Below are 15,292 nucleotides of genomic sequence, written 5' to 3' on the forward strand. Positions count from 1 at the left end.
CCTGCCATGCTGCTCGGCGGCGCGGCCAGCAGTGGGACTTCCGATGGCGAAGATCTCGCAGCTCCCGCGGTCGCTTCGCCAGCGGCGGCCGCGCGCGAGCCTATGCGCGCGCGGCCGGACCGCGCCCTGTCGCTCACCGGGCTCCCCAAGTCGGGAGCGATCATCTGGGGTAATCTGTCAGGCCCGACGGTCACCGTGTTCAGCGATTTCACATGCGGCTATTGCCGGGCGCTGAGCGGCGTACTCACCGAGCTCAATGTTCGCGTCGTGGAACGACCGATCTCGATCCTTGGGAGCCGCGCGCTGAGTGAGCGCGTCTATTGCGCGAAGGATCCGGCCCGCGCACTCCGCAGGGCCTACGCTGGCGATACGCTTGAACCGGCGAACTGCGATACCTCGGGGCTTGATGCCAACGAGAAGTTCGCCGCCGCCAACGGCATCGCAGGCACACCGGTCATCGTGCGTAGCGACGGCGCGATGATCGAGGGCTACCGCCCTAAAGACGCGCTTGCCGCCTGGTTGAAGGGAGCGCGGTGATGCGGGTCCGATCGATCGCATTTCGGGTGCGCATGGCAACGCCTATCCTGGCGCTTGGCCTGCTTGGCGGCTGCTCGATACTCAACGGCAATGTGAAGGGCAATTTCGCGTGCCGTGCGCCCGACGGAACCTGCGCGCCGACCTCGCGCATCGATGATGCAGCGGTCGCGCTGCTGGTGGGAGAGACCGCAGAGGAAGCCGGGCCGGCGGCCGTCCGCTGCGCCGGTGGGCAGTGCAACAATGCCGTGGCTAGAGCTGTCAACGCACCGCAGCGCCGATCCGGGGAGAAGGTGCTGCGCATCATGTTCCCATCCTATATCGACGATCTCGGACGCCTCCACGAAGCGAGCGCGATTCATACCGTCGTCGAGAGTGGAGACTGGGTGCCGACAGGCGAGGTGACGCACGTTCCGGGTGTCATAAGCGGTGCAACACCACGCGTCACTGCGCCACTTGCCGGTACGGCCATGGCAGCTCCGCCCTTGCGGTACGGCAATACGCCATCAGCCGCAGATGCCCCGATACCGGGGCAGGTCGAGACGGAAACTGTGCGTCCACCTACTTCTGTCGAAGAGGTCCGCGCGAAAGTCGAAGCGGTGCTTGCAAGGCCAACACGCGATTCTGACGCTGAACCGAAGCTGCCGCCCTCCATTCCTTCGCAGGCCGTTTCGCCCGAGGCCAGCGCTACGGGCGCGGTCCCCATACGCGCACCGGGATTGCCGGGCGCCCCGGAGGAGGATTGATGACTGCGCCCGGTCTCTTCAGCGGGATCTTCGAGCGGGTTCTCGGCGTCGACGGCAAGCCCGATACGCGGCCGCCCAGTCACGGCGTTCCAATGCTCGCGCATTGGCTGCCCTATCGCAGTTTCGACCAGAAGACGTCGCTGTTCTTCAACAGCGGGTCGCGGGGTTTTGCAATCGAGGCGGCACCGCTGGTCGGAGGAGATGAGCGGACGGCGGAGATCCTGACCCAGTTCCTCTCGGAGGCCATCCCAGCGCAATGCTGCGTCCAGATTCTCCACTGGATGTCTCCCCGGATCGGGGACCGGGTCTCGCAATGGTTCGTGCCCCGCTACCGGGCGCGTGGCATCTACGAGCGCATGGCGCGACACCGCGCCGATTATCTGAGCGCTGGCGTCTGGCGGTCGCTGTCGGCCGACGCTCCCTTCCATCTTCGCAATCATCGCATCGTGATTTCGGTGAGCGTCCCCGATACCGCATCGGTAACAACCGACGCATTGGTTTCGGTACGAGAGGGCCTCGTCTCGACGCTCCAGTCGATCGACGTGCCAACCCGCGTGTTCGATCCCGTCGCGCTCATCGCGCTCATTGACGACATGACATCGCCGACAACGGCGGCGGGTGACGATCCGACCAGCTACAGTCCGTTCGACCCGATCGCAGACCAGGCCGTCCGGCGCGACATCGAACTCAGGATCGAACCCGACCGGCTCCTGCTGCGTACCGAGCGCTTCCGTCCGACGGGTGCGGATGTCGATGGCGCGCCCGAGATCGGCGAAATCTATCCCGACACGTTTGACCTGCGCTCCTTCTCGGTACGCAACCTGCCGAACCGCTGGGCGCCGTGGGACGTAGCGAGACTGATCGGCGACCTGTTCACGGACAAGCTGCGCATGCCTTGCCCAGTCGCGACCGTGCTTTGTCTTCAATATCCCGACGAACAGGCGTCCGCGAGCAAGGCGGGCTACAAGTTCATGCGGACCACCAGCCTCGCTGATTCAAAATCGGCGCGCTTCCTGCCGCAGCTGCGCGAACAGTCGCGCGAATGGCAGTATGTCCAGGATGAGCTCCGCCAAGGCCGCAAGCTCGTGCGCTGCTTCTACTCGCTGACGTCGTTCTCGCCCAAGGGGCAGGGCGACGCTCATGAGCGTATTGTGAAGTCCGTCTATCGCGCCGCAGGCTGGGACCTTCACGACGATCGCTATCTGCAGATCATGGGCCTGCTCTGCGCCATGCCGATCACGCTTGCCGACGGTCTGGCCCGCGACCTCGAACGCATGAAGCGCATGCGCACCATGCTTACGACCACGGCCTGCAATCTTGCACCGCTGCAGGGGGAGTATCTGGGCGGTCCGATCCCGCATCTCCTGCTGGTCGGCCGGCGCGGACAGCCCTTCTTCTGGTCACCTTTCGAGAACGCCGCCGGCAATCATAATGTCGCAGTGTTCGGCAAGTCGGGCTCGGGCAAGTCGGTTGCGCTTCAGGAACTGTGCGCATCGCTATGCGGCGCCGGGGCGAAAGTGGTGGTGATCGACGACGGGCGTTCGTTCGAACATTCTGCGAGACTCCAGGGCGGGGCATTCGTCGAGTTCACGCTTGGCTCGGGCTTCTGCCTCAATCCCTTTGCCATGATCGACGGCGCGCGGGCGGAAGAGGACGAGGACTATCTGCTCGATTGCATGGCGATGCTGAAGGCGATCGTCGCGCAGATGGCCCGCCACATGGACCGGCTGAACGATACCGAGCGGGGGCTGATCGATGGGGCGGTCAACGAGATCTGGAACGAGAAGGGCAGGGCGGGCAGCATCGACGATGTGATCGCCGCGCTCGATGCCACCGGCAACATGCTTGCCGGAGATCTCGCCATCGCCATGCGCCCGTTCTCGAGCGCAGGCACATATGGCCGCTTTTTCAGTGGCGATGTGAGCTTCCAGCTCGAGGCCGATTTCACCGTATTCGAGCTTTCCGACCTCGCATCGCGCGAGGAGCTGCGTTCGGTCGTGCTGACCGCGATCATGTTCATGTCTTCCCAGGCGATGCGCCGGATCGACCGCGCGATCCCCAAGGCGCTGCTCCTCGACGAAGCCTGGCAGATGCTGCGTGGCGGCGCCATGGCCGATTTCATCGAGACCTACAGCCGGACGTGCCGTAAATATGGCGCGTCGCTCATCACCGCGACCCAATCGCTCAACGACTATTACAAGTCGGACGGATCGAAGGCCGCGCTCGAAAACAGCGACTGGTTCGTCATCCTTCAGCAGAAGCCGGAAACCATCGCCGATTTCAAGAAGCACGACCGCTTCGACATGGATGGCCATACCGACGCGCTTCTCCGCTCGTTGAAACGCAACGGCACGGAATATTCCGACATCATGATCAAAGGCCCGGACACGCTGGCGCTGGGCCGGCTCGTGCTCGATCCCTTCTCGGCCGCGGTCTATTCGTCGAGCCCCCGCACCTTCGCAGCGATCGAGGCAGGCGTGCGCGATGGCCTCACGATCGAGGAGGCAATCGAACGGTTGCTAGAACCGGCGACCGAAGCAAACGGACAGGAGGCGAGCGGCGGGGTTCCGCTCGCAGCGGAATAGCCATGCCTGTCCCCGAACGCATCGTGCTGCACCGCCACCGTCCTCCGCGGCGTCGCCGTGCATTGAACTGGCAAGCGCTGATTTATCATGGACTTCGCACAGCGGGATGGGCTGCGACCAATATGCTCGTCGTCCTCGGCCTGTTCATCTGCTTCCTGGCTTTGCTCGGCAATCTCAGCTTCGATGGTTTCTTCCTCCAGCTGAACAATCTTTCGGCGCGCTATCTCGAGGCCGGTGCACGGCGGCAAGGCTCGTTCCAACTGCTGCTAGTCGGCCTGACTGCCGTTCTGTTCCTGATCGTGGGCGTGCTCCGCTGGCATAACCTGCGGCAATCCGGGTCGTCGGGGGGAGAGACAACATGACCGATCTTTCACGCGAACCTGAGCTCGATCTCCCACACCCTGCCGGCACTGAGCAGCCGCGCAAGCGCCGAGCCGCGTTTGCAGGTCTTTCGGTGCTGCAGCTCGCAGCCCTGGCGATCCTCCTTGCCGCTCTCGCCTGGGGCATGTGGGTAACGCGCTCCTTGCTCTCACCGCCAGCGCAACAGCGCATCGTGGCGGTAAAACTGTCCGGTCTTGTCGGCGAGTATATCCAGGCGCAGGCCCGTAGCGCGTCGCCGCCGGAGCAGGTCGAGCACGAGATGCGTGCCTTCATGGCATCGCTCGATGGCCAGATGGCTGCGCGCGCCGCCAAGGGCGAGACGGTTCTGGTCGCGGAAGCGGTCCTCACGCGCAATGTCCCGGATATCACCGATGAAGTGCGACGGGCGGTTTATGCGAGCGGCATCGCAATTCCACGTCCTGCCTCTCCCGCCGAACTCCAGGCCAGGATGGGTGGTGGCTCTCCCGCTCCCGGACCGGCTGCACCGCAGGCCGGACCCACAACGGCCTCACCTTTCGGGAGCGCGCCCGATGGCCCCGCCAACTGAAACCCGCGGACCGGTCAGGCAGCGCTGGGTGCTGCTCGGCCTCATTGGGATTGGCGGCATCGCCGCAAGCGCGCTGTCGTCCTGGCGTGAGGACCACGCATTGTTCATCAATGCTTCTGAATCCCTGCCCAACTGGGCCTTCACCATCGATCGTGGCAGGGCACCCAAGCGCGGCGATTATCTCTTCTTCGTCCCGCCCGCGACCGCGCTCGTGCGCGCGCATTTCGGCGAGAACCCAGGCGCGTTCGGCAAGATCGTCTATGGCATGGCCGGCGACACCATCGAGCATCGAGGCGCAGAAGTGCTGGTGAACGGGCGCCTCGTGGGCGCGATGAAGCAAGTGACGCGGCGGGGCGAGAAGCTGACACCCGGGCCGATCGGCACGGTGCCGGACGGCTGCTATTTCGTGGGAACTCCGCATCCCGACAGTTTTGACAGCCGCTACGGTGAAATCGGGTTCATCTGCGGCCCGCAAATTCTCGGCACCGGGGAGGCGGTGTTATGAGGGCGCCCGTCCTTCGCATGGTCGGGACAGGCCTTCTCATCGCCGTCGGCACCACAGCTTCCACCCAGGCGCGCGACTATGGAACGCAGGCGCAAGCCTTTCCGATCATCGAACCCGACCTGCTGGCGACGATCGAGGCCCGCTTGGCCCGGCTCCAGTCATCGGGCCAGATCGACGCGCTCAATCAACAGTTCGCGCGCCGCGTCGAGCAGTCCGTGCGTCGGCCGAAGCCAGTCGACGGCATCACACCGGCAACGCGGGAGCGCAGCTGGCAATTCGATCCGGCGATGGTCGTCGAGCGGGACATCCGCGATCAGAAGGGCAATCTCATCGCAGCCGCGGGGCAGCGCGTGAACCCGCTCGATTTCGTGACGGTGCGCCAGGCACTCGTCTTCGTCGATGGCGACGATGCCAGGCAGATGGCGTGGGCGACCGGACGCTGGAATGCGACGGATGCCAAGATCGTCCTCGTCGCGGGTTCCCCCATTGATGAGATGACCAACCGCAAGCGCCGCTTCTATTTCGATCAGAATGGCGTGCTGACCGAGCGGTTCGGCATTCGCCACACGCCGGCGGTCGTGAGCCAGCAAGGCAAGGTCATGCAGGTGCGCGAGCATGTGCTGGCGCGGCAGGGGGCGAGGTGATGCCGCTCTGGCTCGACATGCTGCGCACACCGATGGCAGCACCCGAGACGAGGGTGCTTCGCCGCAGGCGCCACCTGTGGCAGCTGCTGTGCATCGCGCTTGCGGCCTCGATCCTCTGCCTGCGACCGCTTCGCACGCTCGCGGGCAATACTGCGGGTCTCGTTTGTGCCGTGCTGCTGCTCGCCGCACTTCTCTGCGGCATCCGCTACTTCCGGGCGAAAAGCGCCGCCGATGATGCCTGGCTTGCCGGGCGTCAAGGGGAGGGCGAGCCGTGAGACCGCTCCGCCTCCTTGCCGCCATCCTGGCGCTGTTCGGATCGCTCGCGCTTCTGCCGGGCCGCGCGGAAGCGGTCGGATGCTCGGGCAAGTTCGTCAATCCGGTGACCGACGTTTGTTGGTCCTGCCTGTTCCCGCTGTCGGTCGGTGGCCTCAAGATCTGGCCCAGTGGTCGGCCGGACACGAACAACCCGGCGTCGCCGATCTGCGCCTGCGCTGACCCGCTGCCGCGCATCGGGATCTCGGTCGGCTTCTGGGAGCCGGTCCGGCTCGCGGACGTAACGATGAAGCCGTGGTGCTTCGTCAATCTCGGCGGCAAGAAGATCGCGCCCGGTTTCGACATCGGTCAGGGCATGCTCGCGGGGCCGAGCCAGGTCGGCGGCAAGAGCCAGAACACAGCCAAATGGCACGTCCACTGGTACGTTTACCCCCTCTTGTACTGGATGGAGATCCTGACGGACTTCCTCTGCTTCGAGCAGGCCTCGTTTGATATCGCCTATATGACCGAGATCGATCCGCTCTGGCAGGACGATACGCTGACCGCGCTCATCAACCCCGAGGCGGTGGTATTCGCCAACCCACTTGCGGTCGCTGCTTGCGCCGGGGATTGCGTCGCAGGCACCGTGGGCCTGCCGCTCGACTCCCTGTTCTGGTGCGCAGGCTGTCAGGGCACGATGTACCCGCTCAACGGGAATATCCCCTCGCATATCGGCCATGTGCAGTCCTCAAGGCTCGCGCTGTCGCGCTTCGCCTACAAGATGCACCGCATGGGTCTTGCCTGGGGCACGATGGGCTCGAAGGGCCTGTGCAAGAAATACCTCATGCCGATCATGAGGAAGCAGCAATACCGGTTCCAGATGACGAACCCGATCCCGACCGTCTCGGGACGTTACGCCTGTTCGCCGATCGGAGCGTCAACCATGCCGCCGGATGCGGGGCGAGCCTATCCCGCAGCGGGCGAGGACATGGGCTACCTCGTCTGGCGCAAGCGCAACTGCTGCGTGCTTTAGGGAGGGAGCGATGCGTACCATCCTTGTTGCATCGATCGCTCTGGCCGGTCTCGCTGGTGGCGCCGCGTTGTGGGCGCAGACCGCGGACGACCTCGATGTCGAGGCGGTCAAGGCGCGCGCGGCCGCCATGGCGGCTGACGCTGAAGCCTTCGTCGCGCATGTAAAAGATCGCGGCGATGCCCTCCGCGAAGAGGCGACGTCGACGGCCGATGCGGGCCGCGAGAATCTGAAGCGGCTGTCGCCTGCCGATCTGCCCGCAGGCCCCAAAGACGCTGTCGATTTCGACGAGCTGGTCGCAGGCGCGGTCGGTAATCTCGACGCGCCGCGCGGGCAGGCGCCGCAGTTCATTGCCTTTGCAAGCCTGTCCATGCCTGAGGAATCGCTGAAGCGGATGATCGCCGACGTCTCGCGTGCGGGCGGCGTTGTGGTGTTTCGGGGTTTCCCCGACAATTCCATGAAAGGGTTCCAGTCGGCGATCGCGCGCATCGTCGAGGACAAGGCCGATCACGCGAGCATCGGCATTGATCCGCGCCTGTTCCGGGCATTCGAGATCCAGGCGGTCCCGACCTATGTCGCAGTCGGCTCAGATTTCGACCTGTGCGAGGGCTTTCGCTGCAAGACCGTCGTTCCGCCCAATGACCGCCTGACGGGCAATGTCACGGCCGAATATGCGCTCGCTTCCTTCGCCGAGGGCGGCGGTCCCGGTGCGAAGGTTGCTGTCGTCGCGCTCGGCAATCTTCGGAAGACCCAGCCGTGAGGCGGGGCATCGCCATGCTGGCGGTGGCTATGCTGGCAACGGCAGCTCCGGCGCTGGCCCAGGAGACGACGGCCGATGCGCGCGCGGAGGGCAAGGCGATGGCCGAAGCCTTCCGGCAGGACGGGTCGCTCGTTCCCAACACCGAAGGCCAGGCATTGGAGATTCCGGGCTATCAGGGAACGACGCTGCCGCAGTCCACCTATTTCGACGATCCGGACAAGATGGTGTCCGAAGCGTCGGCGCAGACCTCGTCGCACGGAGGATATCAGACGGTCGTCGAGGGCGACCGCGTGCGCCCGAAATTCGATGCCGCCGAGATCAAGGCGGATATCGCACGCGGTCGCGCGATTGAGGACGACCCGCAAGCCTATCTCGACGGCGAGGACATCAGCGGGGGGCAGGGGAGTTGCATCCCGCTGCCGCCGAGCCAGTTGCCGGAAGGGTGGTATGAGGCGAGCTGCAATATCGGCACCAAGCTCAACGAGCAGACCCGTTCGTGCACGATTCCGCTGAACGTGGTCGTCGAGAAACGCGAGACCTATACCTATTGGACCGGCCGCATGAGCACAATGCCCACGGACGGCGGCGTCTATCCCGCGCGGGCGGCATTCGACGACGAGGTCGCGAGCGGGATCTGTCGAGAAACGCGAGCGATCGACTATTGCAGTAATTTCGGGCCGTTCGGATTCACGCCGGCACCATCCTGCCCTTCACTCGGCCACACTGCCTACGAACTCAAATGCAGCGCGCTCGCGCAAGGGATTTCGCCCGGCACCTATCATCCGGGGATCGTGCTCGCGACCGGCGAATATTGGCTGTCGAAGGAAGAGGAAGCTTCCACCGTCAGCGCCACGCGCAATGAGGGAGCCTGCGCCACCTTCGCGGGTGACAGCATGTGTGTACAGCAGGAGGAAGTCTGCACCTCGAGCGATCCCGTGACGCGCATCGTCGACGGCGTGCCGGTGACCCAGCCCTGCTGGGCATGGAACCGGAGCTATTTGTGCCACACCACTTCTGCGGGCAACGACTGCTCGACACTCGAAGCCAATGCTCAGTGCGCGTTCGTGCGGGAGGAGTGCCTGGACGACGACGAAAGTTCTCCGGGCTGCGAGGTGCGTGAGCGCGTCTACCGCTGTCCTGTGCCGGGCTCGGGCGGCAACGCCGATGAAAAGCAGTATATCTGCGGCGGCGACGTCTACTGCTTGAACGGCGAGTGCGAAACCATCGAGCGCGAGGCGTCTACCGAGCTCAAGGACGCTCTGGTTGCCCTCCATGCGATCGGACAGGCCGGCAAGGAGTTCAATCCCGACGAGCTTACAGTGTTCAGCGGCGAGAGGGAGACGTGCCACAAGCCGGTCTTCGGGCTGATAAACTGCTGCGCTGGCAAGGTGTCCGGTCTGCTCACGGTCGGGGCAGGGGCAGCCGCGCTCGCCGGGGGGCCTGCCGCGATCGCAGCCTTGGCGACCCCGTTCCTGACCCTGTTCGCCTGCTCCACCCAGGAAAAGATGCTCGATATCAAGGATCGTATGGGGTTCTGCTACCGGGTCGGAAGCTATTGCTCGAGCAGCTTTCTCGGCATCTGCAAGACCAGGCGCACGGCCTATTGCTGCTTCGAAAGCAAGCTGTCGCGCATCCTTCAGGAGCAGGGCCGTCTCCAGCTCGGCAAGCCCTGGGGCAAGCCGAAGACCGAGCAATGCCGTGGATTTTCGATCCACGAGTTCGCGAGCCTCGACCTGTCGAAGATGGATTTCACCGAGGTGTACGCCGAGTTCATCGACGCCGCGAAGCTGCCTGACGAAGTTCAGACCATGTCCGACATCCAGAAGAAGATAGAGGAATATTATGCCCGATCCGCTCCTGGCGGCGGCTGATCCGCGCCGCACTTCGCCGCTTTGCATCCAAGGCGTCTTTCGGCGCCGGTACTCCGCTTCCTGCGGCGTCGGGGTATCGCGCCGTCCCGTTCCAGCCCTGCTGGCTGCATTGGCAATTGCCGTTACGGCGTTCGCTTCCTGCCCAGCGGCTATTGCTGGCGAGGAAGGCGGGCAACAATCTACCGGCGATCCCTTCTATTGCAGCGAACGGCGCCTCGGCACATGGTTCTATTGTGATCCCGCGCGGCGGGCACCGAAAGACAATCCGGTGTCCCCGCCGGCGCCGGCGGCCGAACGGCTCGCGGCTGTCAGGGCCACGCTTGATGAGCTGAAGGCACGCGCGATCCTCGACCCAAGCGAAGAGAATGTCGTCGCCTATGTCCGCTTCCAGCGCGAGCAGCTGGACCGCGCTTCGACCTTCTCCGACGTCTGGCAGCGGGCGATCTGGCAGCATCCAGACATGGACTACACGTTGCAACGCCCGGTCTCGACATTGGGCAAGCGGACATGGATCGATAACCGCAAGGCGGACCGCGATGCGGTGCTGACCCGTCTCGGCGAGCGTTACGGCCTGTTCTATTTCTACGCGCAGAGCTGCGCCGCATGCGACGTGGCTGGCCCGATCCTCCGCTCGGTGGCGGACAGCCATCGTCTGACGGTGATGGCCGTGTCGATGGACGGCGGGCCATCGAAGGATTTTCCCAACTATCTCGTCGACAGCGGCCAACGAGAGCGCATGGGAATCCCCGGACGGGAGACGCCGGCCCTGGTCCTGTTCGACACGGTGACGAAGCGGACGATCCCCGTAGGTTACGGCGTCTTGTCGGCCAACGAGATCATGGACCGCATCTTCACGCTCACCAACACGACTGTGGGGAGTGATTTCTGATGAGCCGTTCCCTTCGCTCCCGAATTCGGTCCGCGGCATCTGCGGCCGCCCTTCTTGCCTCGCTCCATCTCGCTGTGCCTGCGGCGCATGCCGGTGTGGCGAGCGAGATGAACGCTTTCTTCAACGACGCCGGCGGTGCGGCCAACGTCACCGGGCCCAGCGCCTTCGAAGGCCAGTCGGCGGGCTACTATTCGCTTGGCAATCTGTGGACCCGCTTTCCCCAGAAGTCGGTTTCACCCTTCAACCTGCAGCTGCCATCGGCCCGGGCGGGTTGCGGCGGTATCGATCTCTTCTCGGGCAGCTTCTCCTTCATCAACACGTCCGAGATCGTCGCGATGCTGAAGGCGACGGCGAACAATGCGCTCGGCTTCGCCTTCAAGCTCGCGATCGATTCCATCAGTCCTGAGATCGGCAAGGTGATGGACGAATTCGCGCAGAAAGCTCAACTCCTGAACCAGATGAATATTTCGAGCTGCGAGACGGCGCAGGCTCTGGTCGGCGGGATCTGGCCGCAGATGGATACAACGCGAGCGACGATCTGCGAGGCGGTCGGGAACAGCCAGGGCATATTTTCCGACTGGGCGTCCGCGCGGCAGAACTGCAACAACGGCAATCGTCGGGATTCGACGATCGCCGCCAACAGCGATCCGGCGATGAAAGACCAGCTCGTCGGCGAACCGCACAACTATACCTGGGAGGCACTCCGCAAGTCGCAAAAGTTCGGCGCGTTCGACAAGGAATTCAGCGAATACATCATGACGCTTGTAGGAACCGTCGTGACGCGACCTTCGACCGATCCTAGCGCCGGGGGCCAAGTGACGATGGTCGGACCAGCGGAAGAAGCGGTCGTGACCGCGTTGCTGGACGGCACGTCAGGCGGCGCGACGGTCAACATCCTGCGCTGCGATGAAGAGACGCTATGTCTCAACATCTCGACCCAGACCCTCGCGATCCCTGAAAGCGCCGCGTTGCGCCCGCGCATCGCCGCAATGATCAAGGATATCGCGACGAAGATTCGTACGGATGTGGCGATCGATGCGGCCGAGAAGCAATTGCTCAATATGTCGAGCATTCCGCTCTTCAAGATCCTCGCGGTGCAGTCGGCCGCGCGCTACACGCTGACCGATGGTGAGATCCAGACGCTCGCCGAGATCGTGTCGGTCGACATTCTCAATGCCATGATCGACAACATGCTCGATCGCGTCGAGCAGGCGAAAATCCACTATCAGACCTTCGATCAGGAAACCGCGGCGCAGTGGCGCCAGCAGATCGCGGCCACGCGCCAGAAGTTTCAGCAGCGCGGCGTGCGGCTCGATCAGAAACTGCAGGTGACCATGCAGATCATCGACCGCTCGATCATGCTGGAATCGACGCTGCAGAACACGATGACGCCGGGGATGTCGGCGGCGCTCAACTTCTCCCGCGGGCTCAGCGCGCAGGGTCTCCAATAGCGGGAAAGGAAGGCCGGCCATGCTCGAGGTCTTCACGATCGGCGGCGGCGAATACATCGTCAACACGTTCAACGCGGTTGCGGCCTGGGCTGGAGGAGGCGGCTACCGGTCAATGCTGCGCGTCGTCATGGTGATGGGCCTTATCTATTCCCTGCTGGTGGTGGCGTTTAACCTCGACTGGCGGGCATGGCTGAACTGGTTCCTGCAGGCGACCGCGATCTACATGTGCCTGATGGTACCCACAGTCGGCATCAAGGTGACGGACCGCCTCAATCCCTCGCTGGCTCCGGCGACGATCGACAATGTTCCGATCGGACTGGGCGTGATCGCCAGCTTCACAAGCCAGGTAGGCGACTATTTGACCCGCACCGCCGAGACGGTGTTCGTCATGCCGACATCGCTTAATTATACCACCAACGGCATGGTCTATGGCGCGCGGCTGTTCGATGCGACGCGCAACCTGCGTATCCGCGATGCCGAGTTTTCGACCAACCTTGAGGAGCATTTCAAGGCATGCGTCTTCTATGACGTGATGCTCGGCTTCAAGTCGATGACCGACCTTGCCAATGCGCCGGACCTGTGGGCGGCGATCGGACCCGGTTCCCCCGCGCGGTCGCAGATCTGGATTACACGTATTTCCGGCGGCGGCGTCGAGAGCCACATTCGCACCTGCAGCGACGCCTATGCGGCACTGGACGCGCAGTGGACGCCGATGATCGAGGCCAACCTGCCGATCTGGGGCAAGGAACTCTACCCCAAGCTGAGCAATGCGCTGGCCGCCCAGAAGCTGCGCGACGACGTGCCCGTGATCAACCAGGCATTCACCGGGACCGCGGGCGGCCATGTCAGCATCCTGCGGCAAAACACTGCGATCAACGCGTTCATGCAGGCACGCAATTCAATGTCGGGGAGTACCGGCGCGGCGGCGATTGACACCTTCGCCATGACACGAGCCGATATCCAAGCGCGAAACACGTATGGCTCGATCGCGCAGCAGGCAATGAGCTGGGTTCCTATTCTCAACGTCGTGCTGACCGTCGTCTTTTTCGCGATGTTCCCGGTCATCTTTCCGCTGTTCCTCATGCCGCGAACCGGCGTGCCGACCCTCAAAGGATACACGGCGGGATTCTTCTATCTCGCCGCCTGGGGTCCACTCTATGTCGTGCTGCACATGATCATCATGAGCCGTGCAACCGGCTCCGCCACGGCGATGGCGCCCAGCGGCGTAACGCTCTCCACCTTTGCCGGCATTGGCGCAGTCAATGAGGAAACCGCAACGATCGCCGGATTCCTGTTGATGAGCGTGCCGTTCCTCGCAGCTGGAATGGCACGCGGCGCGATGGGTATCGCGAGCCATTCGATGGCGATGCTGGCCCCCGCCCAAAATGCCGCCGAAGCGGCCGCGCTCGAGCAGACGACGGGGAACTATTCTTACGGAAATGTCAGTTACGCGAACAGTTCGGCCAATATGCGCCAGTCGGATCAATGGTCGACGGCGCCCAACTACATGGCCGGCATTCCGCGATTGGATTACCGCGCCGACAACGGCGCGATCATCTCAAGCTACGGCAACGGTCAGGAGGTGATCGACACGACCGGGGCAATCTCGCGGCTTGCGTTCACACCGACCATGTCGACGAACAGCGTCGCCGAGATGCGCGAAGTCGCCTCCGAGGCAAGGAGGCAGGCGGAATCCTACCGCAATACGGCAAGCACGCTCCTGACCGCCACTGATCGCGACGCATCGGTTCACACGCGCTCCAGCGAAACAACGTCAGGCGTCGAAAGTGCCAGCGGGTCACAGTCTGCCACATCCGTCGATCGGTTCGATCGCCGAACCGCGAATACGTCGGAAGGCATCGAGCAGTCTAACACAGATAGCGATCGCTTCTCGGTGGCGAACAACAGGGGGCGGCAAGCCATAGTTCAACAATCGGTCGAAGGTCAGGCCGGTGCTGGACTAGGGGGTCGCGGGCGGGCTGGTGGCGGTAGCGGTGGTCCGTTTTCTGGCTCGTTGGGAGCGAGTACCTCCGCGCGCGGAACGCAGCAATCGGATTTGAGCCACTCGACCAACCGTAATATCTCCAGCGAGGATCGCAGCGCAGCATCAAGCAGCTTCCGCGACGATCATGCGAGCGGATCCAGCGCCAGCGAGTCCGCCGGCACCTACGAGCGCTCGGGCAGCTTCAGCCGGTCGTCCATTACGGATTCGAGCGCGAGGATTTCGGAAGAAAGCCTTGCCCTTGCTCAATCTTACCAACGGTCGGCCGAGAAGCTCGACGAGATTGCGCAATCCCTGTCGCGCGACGCCAGCTATGCGGAATCGCATGGGCTCAATCTCAGCGAGAACCTGAGCCAGGATTTGGCCCAATGGTATCGCGCGGAGCAGGCGCGCAATCCGGCGATCAATGTCCCTGATCTCTGGGCCACTGACTTGTCAGCGCATGATCGCGCGACGCGCAGCGCGATGATCGAAAGGTGGATGGACGATCGCCTCGAGACCATTCGTGAGGAGATTCGGTCAGAGATTCAGGAGCCGAGCCTGGTGTCCGTTCAACGTCCCGATGTCGCGTCAGAAAGCGATGTTCGCGGTCACTACACACCTTCAGGAGGTGGCCGGCGACCCTCGGGCCCGAGAGGCGGAAACGATCCCGGCGCGGCTGCGGCGATCATCGATCAAGGTCGCAAGGAGATCGATGAAGGTCGCGCCGCCGCACAGACAGGAAGAGCGGTCAACAGGCAAGGAGGTTCGCGTGCAAGGTCAGAAGTATCGGACAGTCAGAATGTCGGCTTCTTCAACGATCCTGATCTGAGGAAGTAGCGAATGCACTCAAATGATAGTCGAGACGAACGCAAAAAAGGCAAGAATGCCGACAGCAAAAGCGAGTCCGAGGACAACCTGCCAAGTCGTCGGTACGGCACTAGGCACATCCACGGAATCATCCGCTGGGAGGTACTCAGTCCAGTCAATTTTCGTAGCATGCACTGCACCCGCAGGTGAGTCCTTAGTTGCGTTGTAAGTGTCCCAATCGAACCCGCTCATCGAACTGCCTCCTAGCCTGAACATAGCACGAACAAGGATGCTTTCAAAGCAATT

At 63.4% G+C, this 15,292-nt stretch carries 15 protein-coding genes; 14 read left to right on the forward strand and 1 reads right to left on the reverse strand.

From position 1 onward, the window contains the following. The 14 genes from EBBID32_RS06060 to EBBID32_RS06125 form a co-directional block, all read left to right on the forward strand. On the forward strand, positions 1 to 537 hold a 537-nt coding region (locus EBBID32_RS06060; protein ID WP_037489117.1), incomplete at its 5' end, for a DsbC family protein. A 32-nt stretch (positions 538 to 569) separates the two neighbouring features. Next, positions 570 to 1,280: a TraV family lipoprotein gene (locus tag EBBID32_RS23190; RefSeq protein WP_196805599.1), complete on the forward strand. Its 711-nt coding sequence runs from the start codon at positions 570 to 572 to the stop codon at positions 1,278 to 1,280. Continuing rightward, positions 1,280 to 3,865, forward strand: a complete 2,586-nt coding sequence (gene traC / locus EBBID32_RS06070; RefSeq protein WP_037489119.1) for a type IV secretion system protein TraC — start codon at positions 1,280 to 1,282, stop codon at positions 3,863 to 3,865. Before EBBID32_RS23190 ends, traC begins: the two co-directional genes overlap by 1 nt. A gap of 2 nt (positions 3,866 to 3,867) precedes the next feature. After that, complete coding sequence (locus EBBID32_RS06075) at positions 3,868 to 4,227, forward strand: hypothetical protein (RefSeq protein WP_051093282.1); 360 nt, start codon at positions 3,868 to 3,870, stop codon at positions 4,225 to 4,227. Next, positions 4,224 to 4,793 carry a TrbI F-type domain-containing protein gene (locus tag EBBID32_RS06080; RefSeq protein WP_037489121.1) on the forward strand — a complete coding sequence of 190 codons (570 nt, stop codon included), beginning with the start codon at positions 4,224 to 4,226 and terminating at the stop codon, positions 4,791 to 4,793. The genes EBBID32_RS06075 and EBBID32_RS06080 overlap by 4 nt, the downstream gene beginning before the upstream one ends. Next, complete coding sequence (locus EBBID32_RS06085) at positions 4,777 to 5,298, forward strand: S26 family signal peptidase (protein WP_006952528.1); 522 nt, start codon at positions 4,777 to 4,779, stop codon at positions 5,296 to 5,298. The genes EBBID32_RS06080 and EBBID32_RS06085 overlap by 17 nt, the downstream gene beginning before the upstream one ends. Next, a complete protein-coding gene (traW, locus tag EBBID32_RS06090) occupies positions 5,295 to 5,942 on the forward strand; it encodes a type-F conjugative transfer system protein TraW (RefSeq protein WP_037489123.1) in 648 nt (215 codons plus the stop codon). The genes EBBID32_RS06085 and traW overlap by 4 nt, the downstream gene beginning before the upstream one ends. Then, positions 5,942 to 6,217: a hypothetical protein gene (locus tag EBBID32_RS06095; RefSeq protein ID WP_006952530.1), complete on the forward strand. Its 276-nt coding sequence runs from the start codon at positions 5,942 to 5,944 to the stop codon at positions 6,215 to 6,217. The genes traW and EBBID32_RS06095 overlap by 1 nt, the downstream gene beginning before the upstream one ends. Further along, positions 6,214 to 7,227, forward strand: coding sequence for a conjugal transfer pilus assembly protein TraU (gene traU / locus EBBID32_RS06100; protein ID WP_006952531.1), 1,014 nt, complete (start codon positions 6,214 to 6,216; stop codon positions 7,225 to 7,227). The genes EBBID32_RS06095 and traU overlap by 4 nt, the downstream gene beginning before the upstream one ends. A 10-nt stretch (positions 7,228 to 7,237) precedes the next feature. Continuing rightward, a complete protein-coding gene (gene trbC / locus EBBID32_RS06105; protein ID WP_006952532.1) occupies positions 7,238 to 7,984 on the forward strand; it encodes a type-F conjugative transfer system pilin assembly protein TrbC in 747 nt (248 codons plus the stop codon). A gap of 14 nt (positions 7,985 to 7,998) precedes the next feature. Continuing rightward, positions 7,999 to 9,855: a conjugal transfer protein TraN gene (locus tag EBBID32_RS06110; RefSeq protein WP_006952535.1), complete on the forward strand. Its 1,857-nt coding sequence runs from the start codon at positions 7,999 to 8,001 to the stop codon at positions 9,853 to 9,855. Beyond that, complete coding sequence (locus tag EBBID32_RS06115) at positions 9,827 to 10,744, forward strand: conjugal transfer protein TraF (protein ID WP_006952537.1); 918 nt, start codon at positions 9,827 to 9,829, stop codon at positions 10,742 to 10,744. Before EBBID32_RS06110 ends, EBBID32_RS06115 begins: the two co-directional genes overlap by 29 nt. After that, positions 10,744 to 12,195: a conjugal transfer protein TraH gene (locus EBBID32_RS06120; protein WP_051093284.1), complete on the forward strand. Its 1,452-nt coding sequence runs from the start codon at positions 10,744 to 10,746 to the stop codon at positions 12,193 to 12,195. The genes EBBID32_RS06115 and EBBID32_RS06120 overlap by 1 nt, the downstream gene beginning before the upstream one ends. A gap of 19 nt (positions 12,196 to 12,214) precedes the next feature. Further along, positions 12,215 to 15,016 (forward strand): conjugal transfer protein TraG N-terminal domain-containing protein, encoded by a 2,802-nt coding sequence (locus EBBID32_RS06125; RefSeq protein WP_006952540.1) that lies wholly within the window; start codon positions 12,215 to 12,217, stop codon positions 15,014 to 15,016. Between the two features lie 9 nt (positions 15,017 to 15,025). Here EBBID32_RS06125 and EBBID32_RS06130 read toward each other — a convergent pair whose 3' ends face one another. Then, on the reverse strand, positions 15,026 to 15,238 hold the full coding sequence (locus EBBID32_RS06130) for a hypothetical protein (RefSeq protein ID WP_037489127.1): 213 nt from the start codon (positions 15,236 to 15,238) through the stop codon (positions 15,026 to 15,028). Positions 15,239 to 15,292: the final 54 nt, after the last annotated feature.

This window comes from Sphingobium indicum BiD32 (assembly GCF_000382885.1).
Classification (GTDB): Bacteria; Pseudomonadota; Alphaproteobacteria; order Sphingomonadales; family Sphingomonadaceae; genus Sphingobium; species Sphingobium japonicum_C.